Genomic DNA, 15800 nt, shown 5'->3' on the forward strand with positions numbered 1-15800 from the left:
GGCTGAACTATTTCTCCAGCTGCTTGATCTTCAGTTTGATTTTGCTTTTCAGCATTTCGAAGCTTTCCTTTTTGAGCTGTAATTCAGTCAGCTGATACAGACTGTGCTTTTTCAGTGAATTTAATGCACGTAACCGGATGTTTTCCGCCAGGACGATCGTGCGGGGACTGGATTTTTGTGCGGCCAATACGGCAGAAACTTCCAATGCCGCCAGACATTCGGTACGCAGGTTTTCTATCACGCCGATTTGCTTTTCCAGACGCATTGTTTTGACATGCACTTTCTGAAATTCCTGTTGCAGTTTCTCTTTTGTTCGTTCAATTTCAGCATTCCTCACTTTCTGACCCTCTGCTGAAAGTGTTTCGCTTTTTTGAATTCTTTGCAACAGCAGCGCCAATTGTTCTTTCGATTCTAATGGTATATCGCGTTTGTCGGATTTAAACATTGACCACTGACTCGGCGTTATTCCCAGTAACAGTGCCATTTCGTCCTGGGACAATCCTAAAATATTTTTTATCTCAGATGTTTTTCTCATTGTGTCGACATTACAAATTTCTCAAATATAACACAAATATTTGTGTTAAACTAAAAATAATTTATCGTTCAGCACAAGAATCGTGTCGTATTTTTTTAAAAATATTTTTAAGCACAATACACAAATGCAATTTTATCACCTTAGAATCACAAATTTCCACAAAACTGTGACGTCAATTTCGTCCAAAATTGAAAATCATTTGTCTACTTTTGCACCTCTGTTTCAGGCAATTGCCTTGAATACTTATTGCATTAAATAATGAAATCAAACACAAGATCCGGAATACCGCTGATGATTATCGGTACCACAACGCTTTACGTACAGCTTTCAAAACCGCACGAAAAAATCGCGATACTCCCGGCCATCTGTTCCATCGTCGTTATTTGTTGGGGTATCTATGTTCAGACAAAAATAGACCGGCAAAAAAAATAATAGGAGTTCTTTCAGAGTCCTCCACCTTTGCAACACAACAACCCAAAGCTACAGCATTTATGTTGTAGCTTTTTTATTGAAAACACAGACATTCCTGCCCTGTAGCCGTTTCCGAATCGTTTCATGGTTGCTCTCATAAAAAATAAAAAAATGCTTCAAAATCGTTGTCGGTTTACCCATTAAAATTGGCTAAAATTCATTAAATTTGATATAGTTCCCACAAAGCGAATTTACTCAGGAAAAGGCTACTCCAAGCGTCACATTTTTATCTTTTCCCCTCATCCATTTTAACAAAAATGGCATTAATACAAATCATAACTTATGAAAAAAGCACTTTTACTTTTGCTTATTTTTTTCGCTTTAGTTGCTTTCGGACAAAAAAAGAAAATATACTTCCCTATTTGGACGTTTCACCATAAGAATATAACCATTGACGGCGTGTCGCTCGGATTGCTGTCATCGCCCGACTACTTTCTAAACACCGATACCAACGGCGTCAAAATGGAAATATTGGGCGGCGGATTAATATTTCCTTATTTTAAAGCGAGTCCGGTTGCCCAGGATCCGGACAGTTTCTACTTTGCCCAAATAAATCCTGTTTCAGAACGCATAAACGGAATAAACCTTTCCTTGTTCGGAACCGCCTGTGACTGCGTGACCTATGGCATTGCCCTGGGTGCGCTTCAGCAGTTTCAGTATAAGGTAAGTGGTTTGTCGGCAACCCTTTTCAATTATTCGCAGATCCATAACGGCGCTCAGTTTGGGATTTACAACGAAACTTATGAAATGAGGGGCGTTCAGTTTGGGATTTACAACCGCAGCAAAAAAACAAAAGGTTTTCAGTTCGGATTGTGGAATGTGAACGAACGCAGAAAACTGCCCATCCTGAACTGGAATTTCAAATAAGAATCCACTTTGTTCAAAGTCCGATGATTATTCAACATAAAATAAAAGCCTCAACGGTTGCGTTGTGGCTTTTTTGGTTACAATCAGTTCGAATCCTTATATTTGACGGAACGCATTCCTTAAAAACTACTATTATAAACCATCCCATGAGATTCTTTATACTTTTATTTTTAGCAGCGGGCGTCTTTTCCTGCGACCAAAAACCCAATCAAAAAACGGCGGATCCATTTGTTGTCAAAAAATATTCTCTTCCTATTCCGAATAAAATCAACAACACGATTTATTATAAAAATCATTATTATTGTTTGACGGACAGCGGTCAGTTTATTTGTCTCAACGATAAATTTCAAATAGAAAACGCCCTTACCAAGACAATCAACCAATTAAAATTCTCGTTTACTTATTTGTCTAATGACACATTGATTGCGGGCTATTTCGAAAAGAATGCGGAAAAGGCAAAAAAATTCTACCTGGACAAGGATCAGAAATGGCAGGCTGTTAAAAAGGAACCTCTCTTTGATCCTCTTTTTGAAGATGAAAGATTTATTATAAACAATTCCTGCTTCGGAGAGTTTGGCGGTTCACTCTTTTTCGAAGACAAAAAAACAAAACGCCTTTACGGCTTTCCGGCAAATTGCACTGTTATTATCAACAAAATAAAAAAAAGCTACTTTGCAACAGTTGTATATCCTGGGCTTACAAGTGAACTATTCAAAATAGATGACCCCACCAAGCTTTACGAAATTAAAACAGACAGTCTGAAATACCGTTATGATTGGCATCGTTATTTACTGGGCCCTTCGGACGATGAAGCCGCGTGGAAACCCTTTTTCGCCGGAACAAAAAAAGTAGCAGATCCCTTGGGAGCCCACGCCATGACCTCGTTCGTTGCCGACAATAAACTATATCACATCACGGTTGACTATAACAAAACATACATAAGCCAAATTCAAAACGACAGTCTTATTCACTTAAGTACGATCTTCAATCAAGCCTTAATTTCGTATAATGACCGTACCAACATCAACGAAACAACGAATTTGAGCACCTTTAACAGCCGAAACGGAGAAATGTCAGGCTTTTTGACCGTGCGGCATGATACGGTTTCAATAATTACGTTTGATAATCCTAAAAACAAGTAAGGCGACCACAATATGAAACTAACATCAGTATTTTTAGTACTCCTGTTTCTTATGTTTTCGTGTAAAAAAAGTCGGGAAACCAACTCCGAATCTGCACATAAAACCCGTTCCGAAACCGAAACAATACAGAACAAAGACGACAGTGATTTCAATTTTGATCAATTTAAAATAGAAAAAGGACATCTTGGCCCAATAAAAATCGGAATGACACTATCTGCTGCCGAGAAAGAAATCAAGCCCCTCACAAAAAAAGAATGTGAAGCTTACGATTTCGGTTATGACGGCGGAGGAAAAGCGTACATTTATTATTTGCAGAAAGAGCCTGTTCTGGCGCTGGTCCCCAAAATGCATTCCGAGGAAATACTGGTAATAATCGCACTAAGCAAAAACTTAAAAACAGATGGCGGTTTACATCCAAAGGCCACGGTAAAAGAACTTCAGAAACAATATTCCAATATTGAAGTCAGCCAGGATTTAATGATGCAATGGGAATTTATGCATGATGAAAAAAACCGCTGGAATTTCATTTTCATGACGGACGACAACAACAGAATCGGCGAATACAAAGACCTTGAAGTACCGACGAGGCCGATTCGAACCACTATTGCTATGGACTGGATAACAATATTATGACAAAAGAGCCAGCCAGCTTAAGTTAGTTTCTAATAACAAAAACACTCCTAACAACAAATTATGACCCTAACAAGAATCACACAGCTTAGTATTTTACTTTGCCTGATCAGTTTTAACCTAAGCGCCCAGACAAAAGAAAATGCCGAGATAACACAAAAGCTGATCGGACAGTGGATTTTCATAAAAACCGTAGACGCAGATAATAACGAAGTGAAATATGTAACGAAAGACTATAAAGGCCCAGATGGCGCCGAAATCCAAGTTGTAGCCAATGGCCCGGACATTACGATCAGGGCCGACCATACTTACATAAAAAAATTCACTGCAACCAATTCCGACAAGGGTAACTGGAAACTTCTTTCCGACAATGAAATCGAATACGAAATGGTAATCCCAACAGATTCAAGGCAAGGCAATCTGATAAGACAAACCCAGGAAATTTTAGGAAAAAAATGGCGCACGGATACTAACGGAAATTATTTAGACGCTTCAACAGACAAAATTTTACTTCTGACAGCAAATGAAATGCGGGTACAATACGAAAAAAAGTACGTATTGATTTACATAAAAAATAAATCATGACGGAAATAATCACAGAATTGCATTACTTCACAGACAGGATAATTAAAAAATGAAAAAGAATATCACCCAAAAATTTAAACCTCTTCAGATCCTGGTGCTACTGTTACTCCCTTTTAGCTGTTTTGCCCAAGATGAAGAAGCAGAGAGTCAGATCATTGCATGCGATTCCGTTTATCCGCATAAAAACATAACCATCAGACTGACAAATTTCGACCAAGAAACCGATGGATATGAGGGTGAAAAAAATTCAATATTTGAAATTAAGCAAATCACCAATAATAAAACCAAGGTCCTGGTAAAAGATTCCATTTTCAGTAAAGTGCAGGAAATCAAATTTGCCGATTTTAATAACGACAAAATAAAAGATATCCTGATTCAGAACATTTCTGATGTGAGAAGCAATTGGACCTACAACTTGTATCTCTACGATCCGAAAAACAATACTTTTAAAAAAGTGGCAGGTTTTGAAGAAATAAAAAACCCGATATACAATCCAACCTATAATATCGTTCAAAGTTATGTTGTCTCAGGAACGGATTGGGTTGGCTTTTACAAAATAGTCAGAAACAAAGTCCACGATTACAAAATAGAAATCGAAAATAAGCACGACAGAAAATTTGATTCGGACTATAAAAAAGCACTTGCGAAAATCAGCAAAATGAAAATTTGAAAACAAACCTCTTTGGAAGCGCAAAAAACTAAGGCTACGACAAATACGTTGTGCCTTTTTTATTAAAAACGGTTTCGAATCGTTACCTTTGATAGAGCGTTGTCGCTGCTTTACATCCGATCAAATGGCAAATGACATCACGAAATATGAATTCAAGAGCGGTCTTCCGATAGAATTTGAAATCGTAAGACTCAACGACCTGTACAAAAACCACAAGGAATTGCTGACCAACGCGCATCGGACGGATTTTTATCACATTCTCTGGTTTCAAAAAGGCAGTCCGAAACATTTAGTAGACTTTGAACCCGTAAACATCCAACCGGACACGATTTTATTCCTCAACAAAGACAAGGTTCAGCGATTCGACAACAAAGCCAAATCAGACGGTTTTGCGATTTTGTTCACAGACCGTTTTTTCAGCAAGACCGAAGCAGATACCAAATTTCTCCGAAGCACGATACTGTTCAACGACATGTTTGACGTAGCCCAAATTCAGGTAGCTGAAAAGTCGGCCTTATTTAAAGAGCTTTTGCAGCTTATGGCAAGCGAACTGCAAAACGAAAAAGACAATTACCAATCAGACCTCATCCAAAACCTTTTACACAATTTTTTGCTGTTGGCCGAGAGGGAAAGACGACGGCAGCATTTCAGCGAAATAAAGAAAAGTGCCGATCTGGATTATCTGCTGCTGTTCAAAGACCTGCTGGAAACCAATTTTCACAAGCTCAAGCAAGTGAGTAGCTACGCGAATGAACTCCACCTTACCGAAAAGCGTTTAAATCAGGCCACATCAAAAACAGTTGGCAAAACGCCGAAGCAGTTAATTGACGAACGGGTTTTGCTCGAAGCCAAAAGATTGCTGGTACACACCAACGAAAATGTAAAAGAAATCGGTTTCAGATTAGGTTTTGACGAACCGACCAATTTTATCAAATACTTTCGAAAACACGCCAAACTCACCCCTATCGAGTTCCGGGAACAATTCGTTTCGGAGTAAAAGTATCATTTTAAGGAGGGTTTCTACCTTTCTTCAGATTGCCCCAAAAAGTAATTTTACACAACTGTTAAATCAAGGCAAAATGAAAACAACAACCACATTTATGGCAGCAGCTCTTTTGACTGTAGCAGCTGCATTCACCTTCACCGGCTGCAACAAAAGCAGCGATTCCTCAATGCAGGCAAAAATCGATTCGCTCGAAGCAGAACTGAAAAAGTTTAAGGACGAACAGGCGATGACCGAAAAACGTCTGATACGCTTTGACTCGCTCGATTATGATTTCTACAGCCATCAGGATTGGAAAAATTTCAACCAGAGTCACGCCGATAACATCAAAGTGTATTATCCTGACGGAATGGTGACTGAAGGCCTGAATCCGCAACACATCGACATGCTTAAACCCATGTTTGTCTTTGCGCCCGACACCAAAATCAAAAATCATCCCGTTCGTTTTGGAAGCGGCGACTGGACCTGTGTTATCGGAGAAATGGAAGGGACTTTTTCCCAACCCATGCCGATAGGTGGCGGAAAAACAATCCCTCCGACCGGAAAAAAATTTAAATTGAGTATGAGCACCATCGGTCACTGGAAAGACGGTAAAATGATTGAAGAATATCTGTTCTGGGACAACCAGGCGTTCATGAAGCAAATCGGATTAGCACAATAAATTACAATAAAAACAAAAATGGAACATTCGAACAAAGAAAAAGTAGTTGCGCTTTTAAAAAGCATTGAAACCGGCGACAATACCCCGGTGAGTTATATTAATCCCAACAAATACATCCAGCACAATCTGGCTGCCGCCGATGGACTGGCGGGCTTCGGAGAACTGATGCAGCAGCTTCCGCCCCATTCGGCAAAAGTGGAGACGGTAAGGGCATTTCAGGACGGCGATTATGTATTTACCCATACGGATTATAATTTCTTCGGACCAAAAATCGGTTTTGACATCTTCCGGTTTGAAGACGGTAAAATTGTGGAACACTGGGACAACCTGCAGGAAACTGCACAACCAAATCCCAGCGGACGCACGATGATTGACGGTACGATCGAAGTCACCGACCTTGACAAAACCGAAGCAAATAAAACCCTGGTGCGAAATTTTGTTGACGACATCCTGGTAAACGGCAAAATGGCCCTACTGGCAGGATATTTTGACGGCGACAATTACATTCAGCACAATCCGCATATTCCCGATCTTCTTTCAGGACTTGGCGGCGCACTGGAAGCCCTTGGCAAGCAAGGCGTCTTTTTGAAATACGAGAAAATCCACAAAGTCCTGGGCGAAGGAAATTTTGTGTTGGTGGTCAGTGAAGGACATTTCGGCAAAGATCATAACGCTTTTTACGATCTGTTCCGGGTAGAAAATGGCAAAATAGCCGAACATTGGGACGTCATTGAGCCGATTCCTGCAAAAGAAAACTGGAAAAACGACAACGGAAAATTCTAAAAAAATCTTCCAACTTTAATAAATACTAAAAAACGGTTTTGAATCGCTATTTTTGACAAACACTCCAAAAGACCTTAAGTGACTATGAAAAAAAAACAGCAATCTTCCTACCACTTAAATTTAAACGATTCCATAGCAGAACATTAGCCGACATTGATTTATAAAAAAACAAATCCATTTATCACAAAACGAACACATGAAAAACAAAATCCTGCTCACCGTTCTTTCCTTTTTATCGCTTCAAGGCTTTTCGCAAAAAATAACAACTGAAAATTTTGATAAAAATTTCAATTTACTGATTGAAAACCTAGAGAAAGAAGACTGGAAAGCTTCCGAAAAACTCTGCGCTAATTTATTGGAATTCGCTGAACCCAAACTGGAAATGGACAATGAGAAAAAGGTTTTGAGGTACATGCTGATTTATACTACTTCCGGACTTCTGAATGAAAGAAAACTTTCAAAAGAGGACGCCCTTAAAAAAGTAATCCATTTAAAAGGTAAAGAGATGATCATGCCTGGCCATCCTTTCCATTCCAACTGTCGCATGAATTGCATTCAAGTAAGCAGCGAAGACAAAAACACCTTTTTCACCGGTGTAAACAATAAAAACGGAACCCAGATCTTTGCCTTTGAATATGTAACTATTAAAAATGGAATAGCTGAGACAACAGAAGAATTGGAAGGTAAAGACATGATTCTTAAAGGCATACTAAAAGAAGTTACCGTTGGCGGATTTGCCTTACCCCGATTTACTTTAAGATTCACAGACGGGGACTATATGTTCGCAGAATATTAGCAGAAGATGCAATGCTACGGCCATCACACCTTGAACGTTTATTATAATTGAAGCTACAGCATTTTAGTTGTAGCTTTTTTTATTAAAAATGTTATCTTTGATAGACACAGCCTCGTTTATCTATTTTAAAAGTCTGTGCTGAAGTAAATCATACCTCAGCCCTATCGCCCAATCTTAAAAAAGTCTTTAAAAATAAAATACGATGAGAAAAATTACTGTTCTATCAATGATTACGCTGGACGGTGTGATGCAGGCGCCCGGCGGACCCGAGGAAGATCCTTCAGGTGGTTTCGAATTCGGTGGTTGGGTCGCGCCTTACGGAGACGAATTTTCCGGTGAGGTCTTTAAAAAACTCATGAGACCTTCCGATTTACTTTTGGGAAGAAAAACATTTGAGATTTGGGAAAACTATTGGCCTGAGCATGCCGATGCGTGGCAGGGCATCAACGAGGTCACAAAATATGTACTGTCGAATGCCCGAAAAAAATCAAACTGGCCCCACTCGGTATTTCTTGAAAACCTGGCCGATATCCAAAAACTAAAAAACACTAACGGTTCCGACCTCCAGGTTTGGGGCAGTAGTGAACTTATTCAGTTACTCCTTACCAATGATCTGGTCGACGAACTTTGGCTCATGATCCACCCCTTAACGCTTGGCAAAGGAAAAAAACTGTTTACCGACGGCGCCATTCCAGCCGCTTTTACCGTATTGGAAAGTGTGGTTACGCCCAGCGGCGTCATTCTGGTAAATTACAAACGGGCCGGGGAAGTCGAAACCGGCACGGTGGGTGAATAAGAAGGGATTAAAGGAACAGAGCTTCAGCGATAACAAAAATACATCCGACAAACATTCACAACTAAAATGGACAATACAAGAGTATACAAAATGGCTTTTTCCGGTGTTTATCCGCATTACATCAATAAAGCGGAGAAAAAGGGACGCACAAAAGAAGAGGTAGACACCATCATTTTCTGGCTGACGGGCTATAATGAACAGAGTCTGCAAAACCATATCGATAACAAAACGGATTTCGAAACCTTTTTCGCCCAGGCGCCGCAGATCAATCCTAATGTTTCAAAAATTACGGGCGTAATCTGTGGCTATCGCGTGGAAGACATCGAAGACCCGCTCATGCAGAAGGTTCGATATTTAGACAAACTGATTGATGAACTGGCCAAAGGAAAAACGATGGAGAAGATTCTAAGGAGCTAAGTAATACATCAGCTGATACCCTTGCCACAATAACAAAAGAACAATACTAACCTAAACCCTTTCCACTTGCGACCATCACTTATTTACCTATTGCAAGCCGCACCGCCCGAAGATGAGCATTTCAGTTTATTCCTACTTGTCTTTCTTATCTTAGGCATTATTTTTATCTGTTTATGCGTTTTTCTGGCGGTGCTGGCGGTGTTTTTCCTGCTATTGTTAGTTTTTGGCTGTATCGCAGTGGGCGCCTTGTCCGCTTCCGTTCTGGTGGGGATAAGTAAAAAATCACTCACCGCCGGATTCCGGACCTTTGTGATTCTTTTTTCCACGGTTGGTTTTGCGTTCCTCGGCGCCGGGTGTTTTTGGGTGCTTAACACCTTTAAGCATTGGTGGAGCGAGACTCAGGCTATACTTATCGGCTTAGGTGCTGGTTTGGTTGGTGGTTTCCTTGCCGGAATCGCGGTGGCTTTTGCCATCAAAAAGTTGTCTGCATTTTTAAAGAATAAACTGGAGGAAAGAAGGAATATTGGGGAGCAACGGGTTTAAGAAAGGTTTGGGTTGCATCCGTAAAAAACTGTTCTGACGTGCTATGTTCTTAATAATATTCTATTTCATAAACCGCTTCGCTTCGGGAAGAACTGTTTGAAAAAGTGGTAACGGTTTTAATCAGATGATTAAATTCATTGTACAGGTATTCACGTTGTATATTCCCTTTGTTATCCGTAGTCTCAGTTTTTGCTAACGATTCATCATCGGAATGAAAATAGTAGGTAAAACTAAATTTACCCTGTTGCGTACCTAAACCCTCTTGCACTTCGGAATAGACTAAAATATTGTTTTCATACTTTTTAGTGTGTTTCGTTTGAGAGGTTATCAAACCATCATACTTGTTTTTCTTTATTTCAATGAAAGTAATTACATTCCTATTGTTATCGTAAGTGTAATTTCTCTCTATGATTTCTGTGTCGTCTTTTAAAACCTTTTTTACGAGTAGTTTATTTTTATATTCCTGCTCAACGGTGCGCGAAGTTTTTTTCTCCGTTAAAACATTGTTTTTAAACAGGCTCTTAACGGATTCATAGAACACAATCTGGTTGTCTTTATTGTACTTGTACGTTCTGTTGAAAACGGTTTTTGTCGTCGGATCACTTTGACGTATTTCTTCTTTTCGCACTAAATTTTTACCCGAGTAAAAATAATTATCAATGAATGACTCCGTTGAATCTTTACTTTGAACTATCCTGTTTTTGTTGTCATAATACTGATAACTGACTATTTTATACGTGCCGTCACCTGATAATTTATACGTTTTCCCATCAATTATTTTCCCCTTTTCGTTTAGATTTAATTTGTTGATCGTAATTTCATCCTGATGTTTTTTAATTCCTTTTTCGTCAGGAGTATAGATTTTCTTCCGCGTGAACTCAACCATCATATCCCCCTTATATTTTTTATGCGTGCTTTCGGTTACGTGGTTCCAAAAAACAGTTCTTGCCGTATGTCTTCCTATGGAATCAAATTCGTCAATGCATTTACTATTTTCATAGCTTACTATTTTCTTATAGGGCTTTTTAGCAAAATCCCATTTAGCGCCCGGAGCCGGAGAAGGCCATTCAATATCGAAGTTTGGGGTAGGGTCGGTGATTTGCCCAAAAGACAAAATGCTGAAAAGCAGAAAGGATAAGTAAAAAAGCTGTTTCATTTGGATTTATTTCAGGGCTAAGTAAATCATTAATCGTCTATTTTTTTATAAACATCGGCGCATCCCTCATCACAGATAATCTGATATTCAGGTGTTACCGGCGTAAGATACATTTTCTCACCATTTTTCTTATCGGGAAAGAACCTATAAAAATACGCTCTGTCAGCAAATTGAATATGCAGCGAATCCCCTTTAACTTCGTAGGTTCCCTTTTCTCCGGATTTATCCGTTATGACATTGCCGACTTCAAAAGTAATTATGCTCCCATTTTTAACAGGAACGCTGAAATCTTTAGCGCCATTATTGCCCAACCGCTCCGTCTGTTCCCATTTTCCCAGTAGGGAGAATTCTTTTTTCTGTGCCTTACAACCGCAAACAAGAATTAGAAATGGTATTGCTACAACTATGTTTTTCATTTGTTGGTTGATTTTAACACTAACAAATATACCGAAAAGTCAGAATGAAAAAAGCAGAATGAGAAGTAGAAATATAAGCACCAGACCATTTCAAAAAATCACCAAGCCCCGCCATTTCAAAAAACCGCTGTTAGTGGCTGTGTATAGATTTTGGTAATCACTTTTTTGTGAGTATAATTTACTCTAATTTTAAGAAAACACTTAAAATGATCTCTCTTGATTTGGTTTTCTTTTCATTTTTTAATTATATATATTTGAGAGAATAAACTTTAAAATTTTAGAATGGAGAATATATCATTTAATGATTTAGAGGAGAGAGTGGGGTTATTATACGAATCAGTAAATTTACATTTTGAGAAGTTCAAATATCCAGAACCTATTTGGGAAGAAGGTATTTCTGAAAATGGTAAGAAACAACACACACTTAAAATAAATGGAGGCTTAACAACAGATAAAGAAAAAAAAGCTGCACAACTAAGTATTAATTCAATTCTATATAACATATCTAATTTAAAAGATAATCTAAGAAATCGTTTAAATTCCAAGCTCGTTGAAGACTATATTGATAACTCGCAATGCTTGTGTATTGTAATGGACTTGGTCAACCAAGAAAAGCATGGGTATCCATTAACGAAAACAAATAGGTCAAAATTAAACCCTAAAATTGTAAATATTAAAAATACTCTTAGTAGAGAAATGCCTATAACCCATTTGTTTTACAATATAATGGAAGGTAGAGTTGTAATAATAGCTGATATTGTTGATTTCGATGATAATTTAATTTGCACTTTTGAAAAATTAGTAAGTGATTCTATAGAAAAATGGGAAGATTTTTTCATAATGAATTTACCAGAAGTTTCTGCAGAAATTGTAAAAGCACGAAAGAAGAAGCAGGAAAGGGAATTAAAGATAGAAAGGATTCAATGTGCTGTTGATGAAGCAATATCTATATTGGAAGATTGTGAAACTGAAAATTTTTACTTGCAGCAATTTTCACCATTATCAATAGTGCAATGTAGTAGCAATGATGATTTTAGTCAAAGCTTTACTGGGGTAATGATTGATTTAAATGACAACAATGAGGAAAGGACACCAGTAATAACTTTGCTAACCAACACTATTCCTCATATCTTAAAGATTGACGTAAAAAAATATAGATGGAAGGTTATTAAGGATAAAAAAGCTAACGATAGTGCTGTCTTACTTTATTTCTTCCTTAAAGTTCTTGAATTAAGTAAAGAGATTGAGAATAAATATTGATTATACTCGCGCTGTTTTTTGACATAGCTGCTAACGTCCCGCCGGCTTTGTGGAGTTGGGGATTTTTGTTCCCATTCCATTCCATTAGGATTGAGCCAAATGTACGAAAAGATCGTTCCATTAAACACTAAATCCCCAACTCCACAAAACCGCAGTTATACGCAGTACTTCATATATCTAATAAATCTTTTGTATTTGCATTTTCCTCACAGACCACTTTCATTAAATTTCCCAAATCTACTTTTACTTTTTCCACGAGCTTTACCGACTTCTCAACTAAGCCGATAACTTCTAAAAATTTCTCTATTTCTTTTTTTGATTTTTCCGTTGGATTTTTAAAATCGAGATATCTTTCCATTGCTTTTGAATATTTTGATGGCTTGATCGTTACATTTTTAAAAGTTTCCTGCAAAATATTACTATGCTCTATGAGTACTTCAAATGAAGGAACAAAATCATCTAAATCAATATCAAAAAAATCCAAAAATGCTTCAACCTTTACAATATTCATTGAATAACTTTGTATTGTTTTTTCTTCAGCTGTACTTTCATAAAAATCAACATTAAATTTTTCTAGTAAGTTTAAGGTTAATTTTCCTGGTGACTTTGAATATACATCATTTATAAATTTTATTGTATTAGGTTCGAGGAAATATTTACAAAAATGTGTTTTGTCTATTTCATAACATAATTTGTAAAAATTGAAGTTTCCACCATTCGATAAGTTTATTTGCTCATCAAATTTTGATTGATATATTTTTGCTTTTTGATCTTCATTTAGACCTTTAATTAAAATAGCTGTAAAATATTCCTGTAAAGATTTATGCGGAAATGTATACTCTGTGCCATCCTGAATTATTATTGCAATAGATACAATTAAATCATAAATCAAATCATCAATATTGCAAGTTAATTTAAGCTTTTCGATTATCTCTTTTAATGTATCTTTTAAGTAAACTTCTTCAAAATTGTATTTACCTTTAAAGATTGTTACATAGGAAAACCATTTTAAAATATTTTCAAGATCTTCATTTTGAAGTCCTGATTTTCGTTCGTGTAGCCAAAAACCTTTTTTTGTAAATGAATCATGTTTAGTACAAAGTGTGTCAAAAACATTAGAATAAAATTTACTTTTATACTTTGGTAACTCTGGGTAAGCTTTAAAAGTAAAAATGAACATTGATAGTAATAATGGACTAGATAGATAATCTTTATAATCTTTATTAGCAGGATTTTTTATAACAGCTAATATTTTATTAACTGAATCGACATCCTCAACGTTTTTAAACTGTAACCTTGTAAAATTTTCAATTTGTTCGCTGCTCAAAGATTGAACGAAAAAATTGTCAAATCGTTGCAATGATTCTGCATTTGAACCGGGTCGGGAAGTAACCACAAATAAATTTTTATTATAAACATCAACAAACTCTTCTATATCGGTAGTTATTCGATCTTTCGAAGAAGAATAGATCTCATCATAACCATCAAAAAGGAAAATAAATTTTCCTTGTTTCAAAATACGATCAATAATTTTTGATGTCTTAGCTATTTCATTTTTAGTGAGTATGTTCGATACATAATCATAGATTTTGCCGTTAAAATCATTTAAATTACGCAACTCAATAACGATTGGTATTCTAAAAGAGTTATTAACAGTAGAAAGGAAAATATGTTTCATTAACATGCTTTTACCCGACCCGGCACTCCCAATAATTGTTATGAATTGTCTTTTTTGAAACAAAAGTTTTAGGTCTATTGACGTATTCAAAACTTCAGTTCTATTACGAATATTAATGGGAAAAAAAATATCGTAAAATTTGACCTTCTCGTCCCTGTAAATGAAGGTTTTAGTATTTGAGTATTTATCGTAAAAACTATCAATATAATCAGGGAGTCCATTATTGAAAATATGAATAAATTCATCACTGAGAATATTACTTCCTTTTTGAATAGGCTCCTTAAAAAGTCCTACAAGGGCTGTTCCAATCGTGGCTGACATGTTTCAAATGTATTATTGTTAGTATTGCGTATAACGTCCCGCCGGCTTTAAGAAGTTATGGATTCTTGTTCCCAAACCATTCACTTAGGATTGAAGCCAAATTTACAAAAAGATCGTTCCATTAAACACTCAAACCCCAATTTCTTGAAACCGCTGTTAGCAGTTGTATTTTTTAAACTGAAGGAATGTGATTTTCTCTTAGTTGTTCTTCAGGTCTTTTAAACTTCAGAATTTTATGTATCTTATCATTAGATTCTATATCCTCAAGGTTTCCAAAACTCAAAATATTGTTTTTCATGTATGAAAAGTAATTTTTTTGATGGATATCACTATATAAAACTAAGTATGCAGATTTATCAAAGGAGTTTAATTCAATTTCTGTAGAATCTCCAAATAAACTATATCCAATTTCATTTTTATTCCAAGTCCTATTAGCAAAATCAGGCTCACTTAGAATTCTAACATTTAGTGCTGGCCCACTGCCTACATTTTTGATATAGTAATTATAATCATCTTTTTGTTCTATTGAAACTAAAGGAACTTGGCGTAAAAAATCGATTCTATCTTTTGATTTATTGTAATTGTAAACAAGTTTTGTAAAGTATATAAAAACACACAAGTTTACTAAAGTTAAAATTAGATTTAATATATCAATAGCTGTATAAGTTGAAGGTTCCATCTGCGTTTAGTTTTTTAATATAACTGCTAACGTCCCGCCGGCTTTAAGAAGTTGGGGATTTTTGTTCCCAAACCATTCCATTAGGACTAAAGCCAAATATACAAAAAGACCGTTCCATTATACACCAAAACCCCAATTTCTTAAAACCGCTGTTACCAGTAGTTTTTGTTCTTTCATTTGTTACCTTCTATTTTTAAGATTATAGATTCTACATCGTGAATAAAGAATTCAGTATTGTGACTTTCTGATTTAATGTATAGATCATAGTCCATTAAATTGTAATTTGAAATCAAATTATTTTTGAGTCTAGTGATTTGGTTATCAATTAAATTTTGAGTTTTTTTTATTTTTTTCTCTTTTATACTCGTTATTTTTAATTTTTATTTCGTCT

The 15800-nt window shown here is 36.5% G+C and carries 19 protein-coding genes; 14 read left to right on the forward strand and 5 right to left on the reverse strand.

Annotated elements, in window-relative coordinates:
• Positions 1-7: 7 nt before the first annotated feature.
• Positions 8-535 carry a hypothetical protein gene (locus AC3E9U_RS14700; RefSeq protein ID WP_488747682.1) on the reverse strand — a complete coding sequence of 176 codons (528 nt, stop codon included), beginning with the start codon at positions 533-535 and terminating at the stop codon, positions 8-10.
• A gap of 258 nt (positions 536-793) precedes the next feature.
• On the opposite strand from AC3E9U_RS14700, the gene AC3E9U_RS14705 reads away from it, so the two are divergent.
• From AC3E9U_RS14705 to AC3E9U_RS14765, 13 genes are all read left to right on the forward strand, one after another.
• Positions 794-967: a hypothetical protein gene (locus AC3E9U_RS14705; protein WP_488747683.1), complete on the forward strand. Its 174-nt coding sequence runs from the start codon at positions 794-796 to the stop codon at positions 965-967.
• 321 nt (positions 968-1288) lie between these two features.
• On the forward strand, positions 1289-1873 hold the full coding sequence (locus AC3E9U_RS14710; RefSeq protein ID WP_488747684.1) for an LA_2272 family surface repeat-containing protein: 585 nt from the start codon (positions 1289-1291) through the stop codon (positions 1871-1873).
• Between the two features lie 146 nt (positions 1874-2019).
• Positions 2020-3015, forward strand: a complete 996-nt coding sequence (locus AC3E9U_RS14715) for a hypothetical protein (RefSeq protein ID WP_488747685.1) — start codon at positions 2020-2022, stop codon at positions 3013-3015.
• Positions 3016-3027: 12 nt separating this feature from the next.
• Complete coding sequence (locus AC3E9U_RS14720; RefSeq protein ID WP_488747686.1) at positions 3028-3648, forward strand: hypothetical protein; 621 nt, start codon at positions 3028-3030, stop codon at positions 3646-3648.
• A 60-nt stretch (positions 3649-3708) separates the two neighbouring features.
• A complete protein-coding gene (locus tag AC3E9U_RS14725) occupies positions 3709-4230 on the forward strand; it encodes a hypothetical protein (RefSeq protein ID WP_488747687.1) in 522 nt (173 codons plus the stop codon).
• 49 nt (positions 4231-4279) lie between these two features.
• Entirely contained in the window at positions 4280-4900 is a 621-nt protein-coding gene (locus AC3E9U_RS14730; RefSeq protein WP_488747688.1) for an XAC2610-related protein, read from the forward strand.
• Positions 4901-5024: 124 nt separating this feature from the next.
• Entirely contained in the window at positions 5025-5897 is an 873-nt protein-coding gene (locus AC3E9U_RS14735; RefSeq protein WP_488747689.1) for a helix-turn-helix domain-containing protein, read from the forward strand.
• An 82-nt stretch (positions 5898-5979) separates the two neighbouring features.
• Positions 5980-6564 (forward strand): ester cyclase, encoded by a 585-nt coding sequence (locus tag AC3E9U_RS14740; protein ID WP_488747690.1) that lies wholly within the window; start codon positions 5980-5982, stop codon positions 6562-6564.
• An 18-nt stretch (positions 6565-6582) separates the two neighbouring features.
• Positions 6583-7347, forward strand: a complete 765-nt coding sequence (locus AC3E9U_RS14745; protein WP_488747691.1) for a nuclear transport factor 2 family protein — start codon at positions 6583-6585, stop codon at positions 7345-7347.
• Between the two features lie 196 nt (positions 7348-7543).
• The gene (locus AC3E9U_RS14750; protein WP_488747692.1) at positions 7544-8143 is read left to right on the forward strand and encodes a hypothetical protein; all 600 of its coding nucleotides are present in this window, start codon (positions 7544-7546) and stop codon (positions 8141-8143) included.
• A gap of 202 nt (positions 8144-8345) precedes the next feature.
• Complete coding sequence (locus tag AC3E9U_RS14755) at positions 8346-8939, forward strand: dihydrofolate reductase family protein (protein WP_488747693.1); 594 nt, start codon at positions 8346-8348, stop codon at positions 8937-8939.
• Positions 8940-9005: 66 nt separating this feature from the next.
• Positions 9006-9356, forward strand: a complete 351-nt coding sequence (locus tag AC3E9U_RS14760) for a DUF2200 domain-containing protein (RefSeq protein ID WP_488747694.1) — start codon at positions 9006-9008, stop codon at positions 9354-9356.
• A 66-nt stretch (positions 9357-9422) separates the two neighbouring features.
• Positions 9423-9899, forward strand: coding sequence for a hypothetical protein (locus AC3E9U_RS14765; RefSeq protein WP_488747695.1), 477 nt, complete (start codon positions 9423-9425; stop codon positions 9897-9899).
• Positions 9900-9948: 49 nt separating this feature from the next.
• Here the strand turns inward: AC3E9U_RS14765 and AC3E9U_RS14770 are convergent, their stop codons facing one another.
• Both AC3E9U_RS14770 and AC3E9U_RS14775 read right to left on the reverse strand, forming a co-directional pair.
• Positions 9949-11055, reverse strand: a complete 1107-nt coding sequence (locus AC3E9U_RS14770) for a hypothetical protein (RefSeq protein ID WP_488747696.1) — start codon at positions 11053-11055, stop codon at positions 9949-9951.
• 29 nt (positions 11056-11084) lie between these two features.
• A complete protein-coding gene (locus AC3E9U_RS14775; RefSeq protein ID WP_488747697.1) occupies positions 11085-11471 on the reverse strand; it encodes a hypothetical protein in 387 nt (128 codons plus the stop codon).
• Between the two features lie 282 nt (positions 11472-11753).
• Here AC3E9U_RS14775 and AC3E9U_RS14780 point away from each other — a divergent pair, with 282 nt between their 5' ends.
• On the forward strand, positions 11754-12731 hold the full coding sequence (locus AC3E9U_RS14780; RefSeq protein ID WP_488747698.1) for a hypothetical protein: 978 nt from the start codon (positions 11754-11756) through the stop codon (positions 12729-12731).
• A gap of 169 nt (positions 12732-12900) precedes the next feature.
• Here the strand turns inward: AC3E9U_RS14780 and AC3E9U_RS14785 are convergent, their stop codons facing one another.
• Positions 12901-14730 carry an NACHT domain-containing protein gene (locus tag AC3E9U_RS14785; RefSeq protein WP_488747699.1) on the reverse strand — a complete coding sequence of 610 codons (1830 nt, stop codon included), beginning with the start codon at positions 14728-14730 and terminating at the stop codon, positions 12901-12903.
• A gap of 172 nt (positions 14731-14902) precedes the next feature.
• Positions 14903-15409 carry a hypothetical protein gene (locus AC3E9U_RS14790; protein ID WP_488747700.1) on the reverse strand — a complete coding sequence of 169 codons (507 nt, stop codon included), beginning with the start codon at positions 15407-15409 and terminating at the stop codon, positions 14903-14905.
• Positions 15410-15800: the final 391 nt, after the last annotated feature.

Source organism: Flavobacterium sp. 21.1 (assembly GCF_057801535.1).

Bases quoted from the DNA above. Each gene is read 5' to 3' on its own strand.
- AC3E9U_RS14740 (WP_488747690.1), top strand. From the start codon at position 5,980: ATGAAAACAACAACCACATTTATGGCAGCAGCTCTTTTGACTGTAGCA.
- AC3E9U_RS14705 (WP_488747683.1), top strand. From the start codon at position 794: ATGAAATCAAACACAAGATCCGGAATACCGCTGATGATTATCGGTACC.
- AC3E9U_RS14790 (WP_488747700.1), bottom strand. From the start codon at position 15,409: ATGGAACCTTCAACTTATACAGCTATTGATATATTAAATCTAATTTTA.
- AC3E9U_RS14755 (WP_488747693.1), top strand. From the start codon at position 8,346: ATGAGAAAAATTACTGTTCTATCAATGATTACGCTGGACGGTGTGATG.
- AC3E9U_RS14730 (WP_488747688.1), top strand. From the start codon at position 4,280: ATGAAAAAGAATATCACCCAAAAATTTAAACCTCTTCAGATCCTGGTG.
- AC3E9U_RS14725 (WP_488747687.1), top strand. From the start codon at position 3,709: ATGACCCTAACAAGAATCACACAGCTTAGTATTTTACTTTGCCTGATC.
- AC3E9U_RS14770 (WP_488747696.1), bottom strand. From the start codon at position 11,055: ATGAAACAGCTTTTTTACTTATCCTTTCTGCTTTTCAGCATTTTGTCT.
- AC3E9U_RS14750 (WP_488747692.1), top strand. From the start codon at position 7,544: ATGAAAAACAAAATCCTGCTCACCGTTCTTTCCTTTTTATCGCTTCAA.
- AC3E9U_RS14715 (WP_488747685.1), top strand. From the start codon at position 2,020: ATGAGATTCTTTATACTTTTATTTTTAGCAGCGGGCGTCTTTTCCTGC.
- AC3E9U_RS14775 (WP_488747697.1), bottom strand. From the start codon at position 11,471: ATGAAAAACATAGTTGTAGCAATACCATTTCTAATTCTTGTTTGCGGT.
- AC3E9U_RS14700 (WP_488747682.1), bottom strand. From the start codon at position 535: ATGAGAAAAACATCTGAGATAAAAAATATTTTAGGATTGTCCCAGGAC.
- AC3E9U_RS14720 (WP_488747686.1), top strand. From the start codon at position 3,028: ATGAAACTAACATCAGTATTTTTAGTACTCCTGTTTCTTATGTTTTCG.
- AC3E9U_RS14760 (WP_488747694.1), top strand. From the start codon at position 9,006: ATGGACAATACAAGAGTATACAAAATGGCTTTTTCCGGTGTTTATCCG.
- AC3E9U_RS14785 (WP_488747699.1), bottom strand. From the start codon at position 14,730: ATGTCAGCCACGATTGGAACAGCCCTTGTAGGACTTTTTAAGGAGCCT.
- AC3E9U_RS14780 (WP_488747698.1), top strand. From the start codon at position 11,754: ATGGAGAATATATCATTTAATGATTTAGAGGAGAGAGTGGGGTTATTA.
- AC3E9U_RS14745 (WP_488747691.1), top strand. From the start codon at position 6,583: ATGGAACATTCGAACAAAGAAAAAGTAGTTGCGCTTTTAAAAAGCATT.
- AC3E9U_RS14710 (WP_488747684.1), top strand. From the start codon at position 1,289: ATGAAAAAAGCACTTTTACTTTTGCTTATTTTTTTCGCTTTAGTTGCT.
- AC3E9U_RS14735 (WP_488747689.1), top strand. From the start codon at position 5,025: ATGGCAAATGACATCACGAAATATGAATTCAAGAGCGGTCTTCCGATA.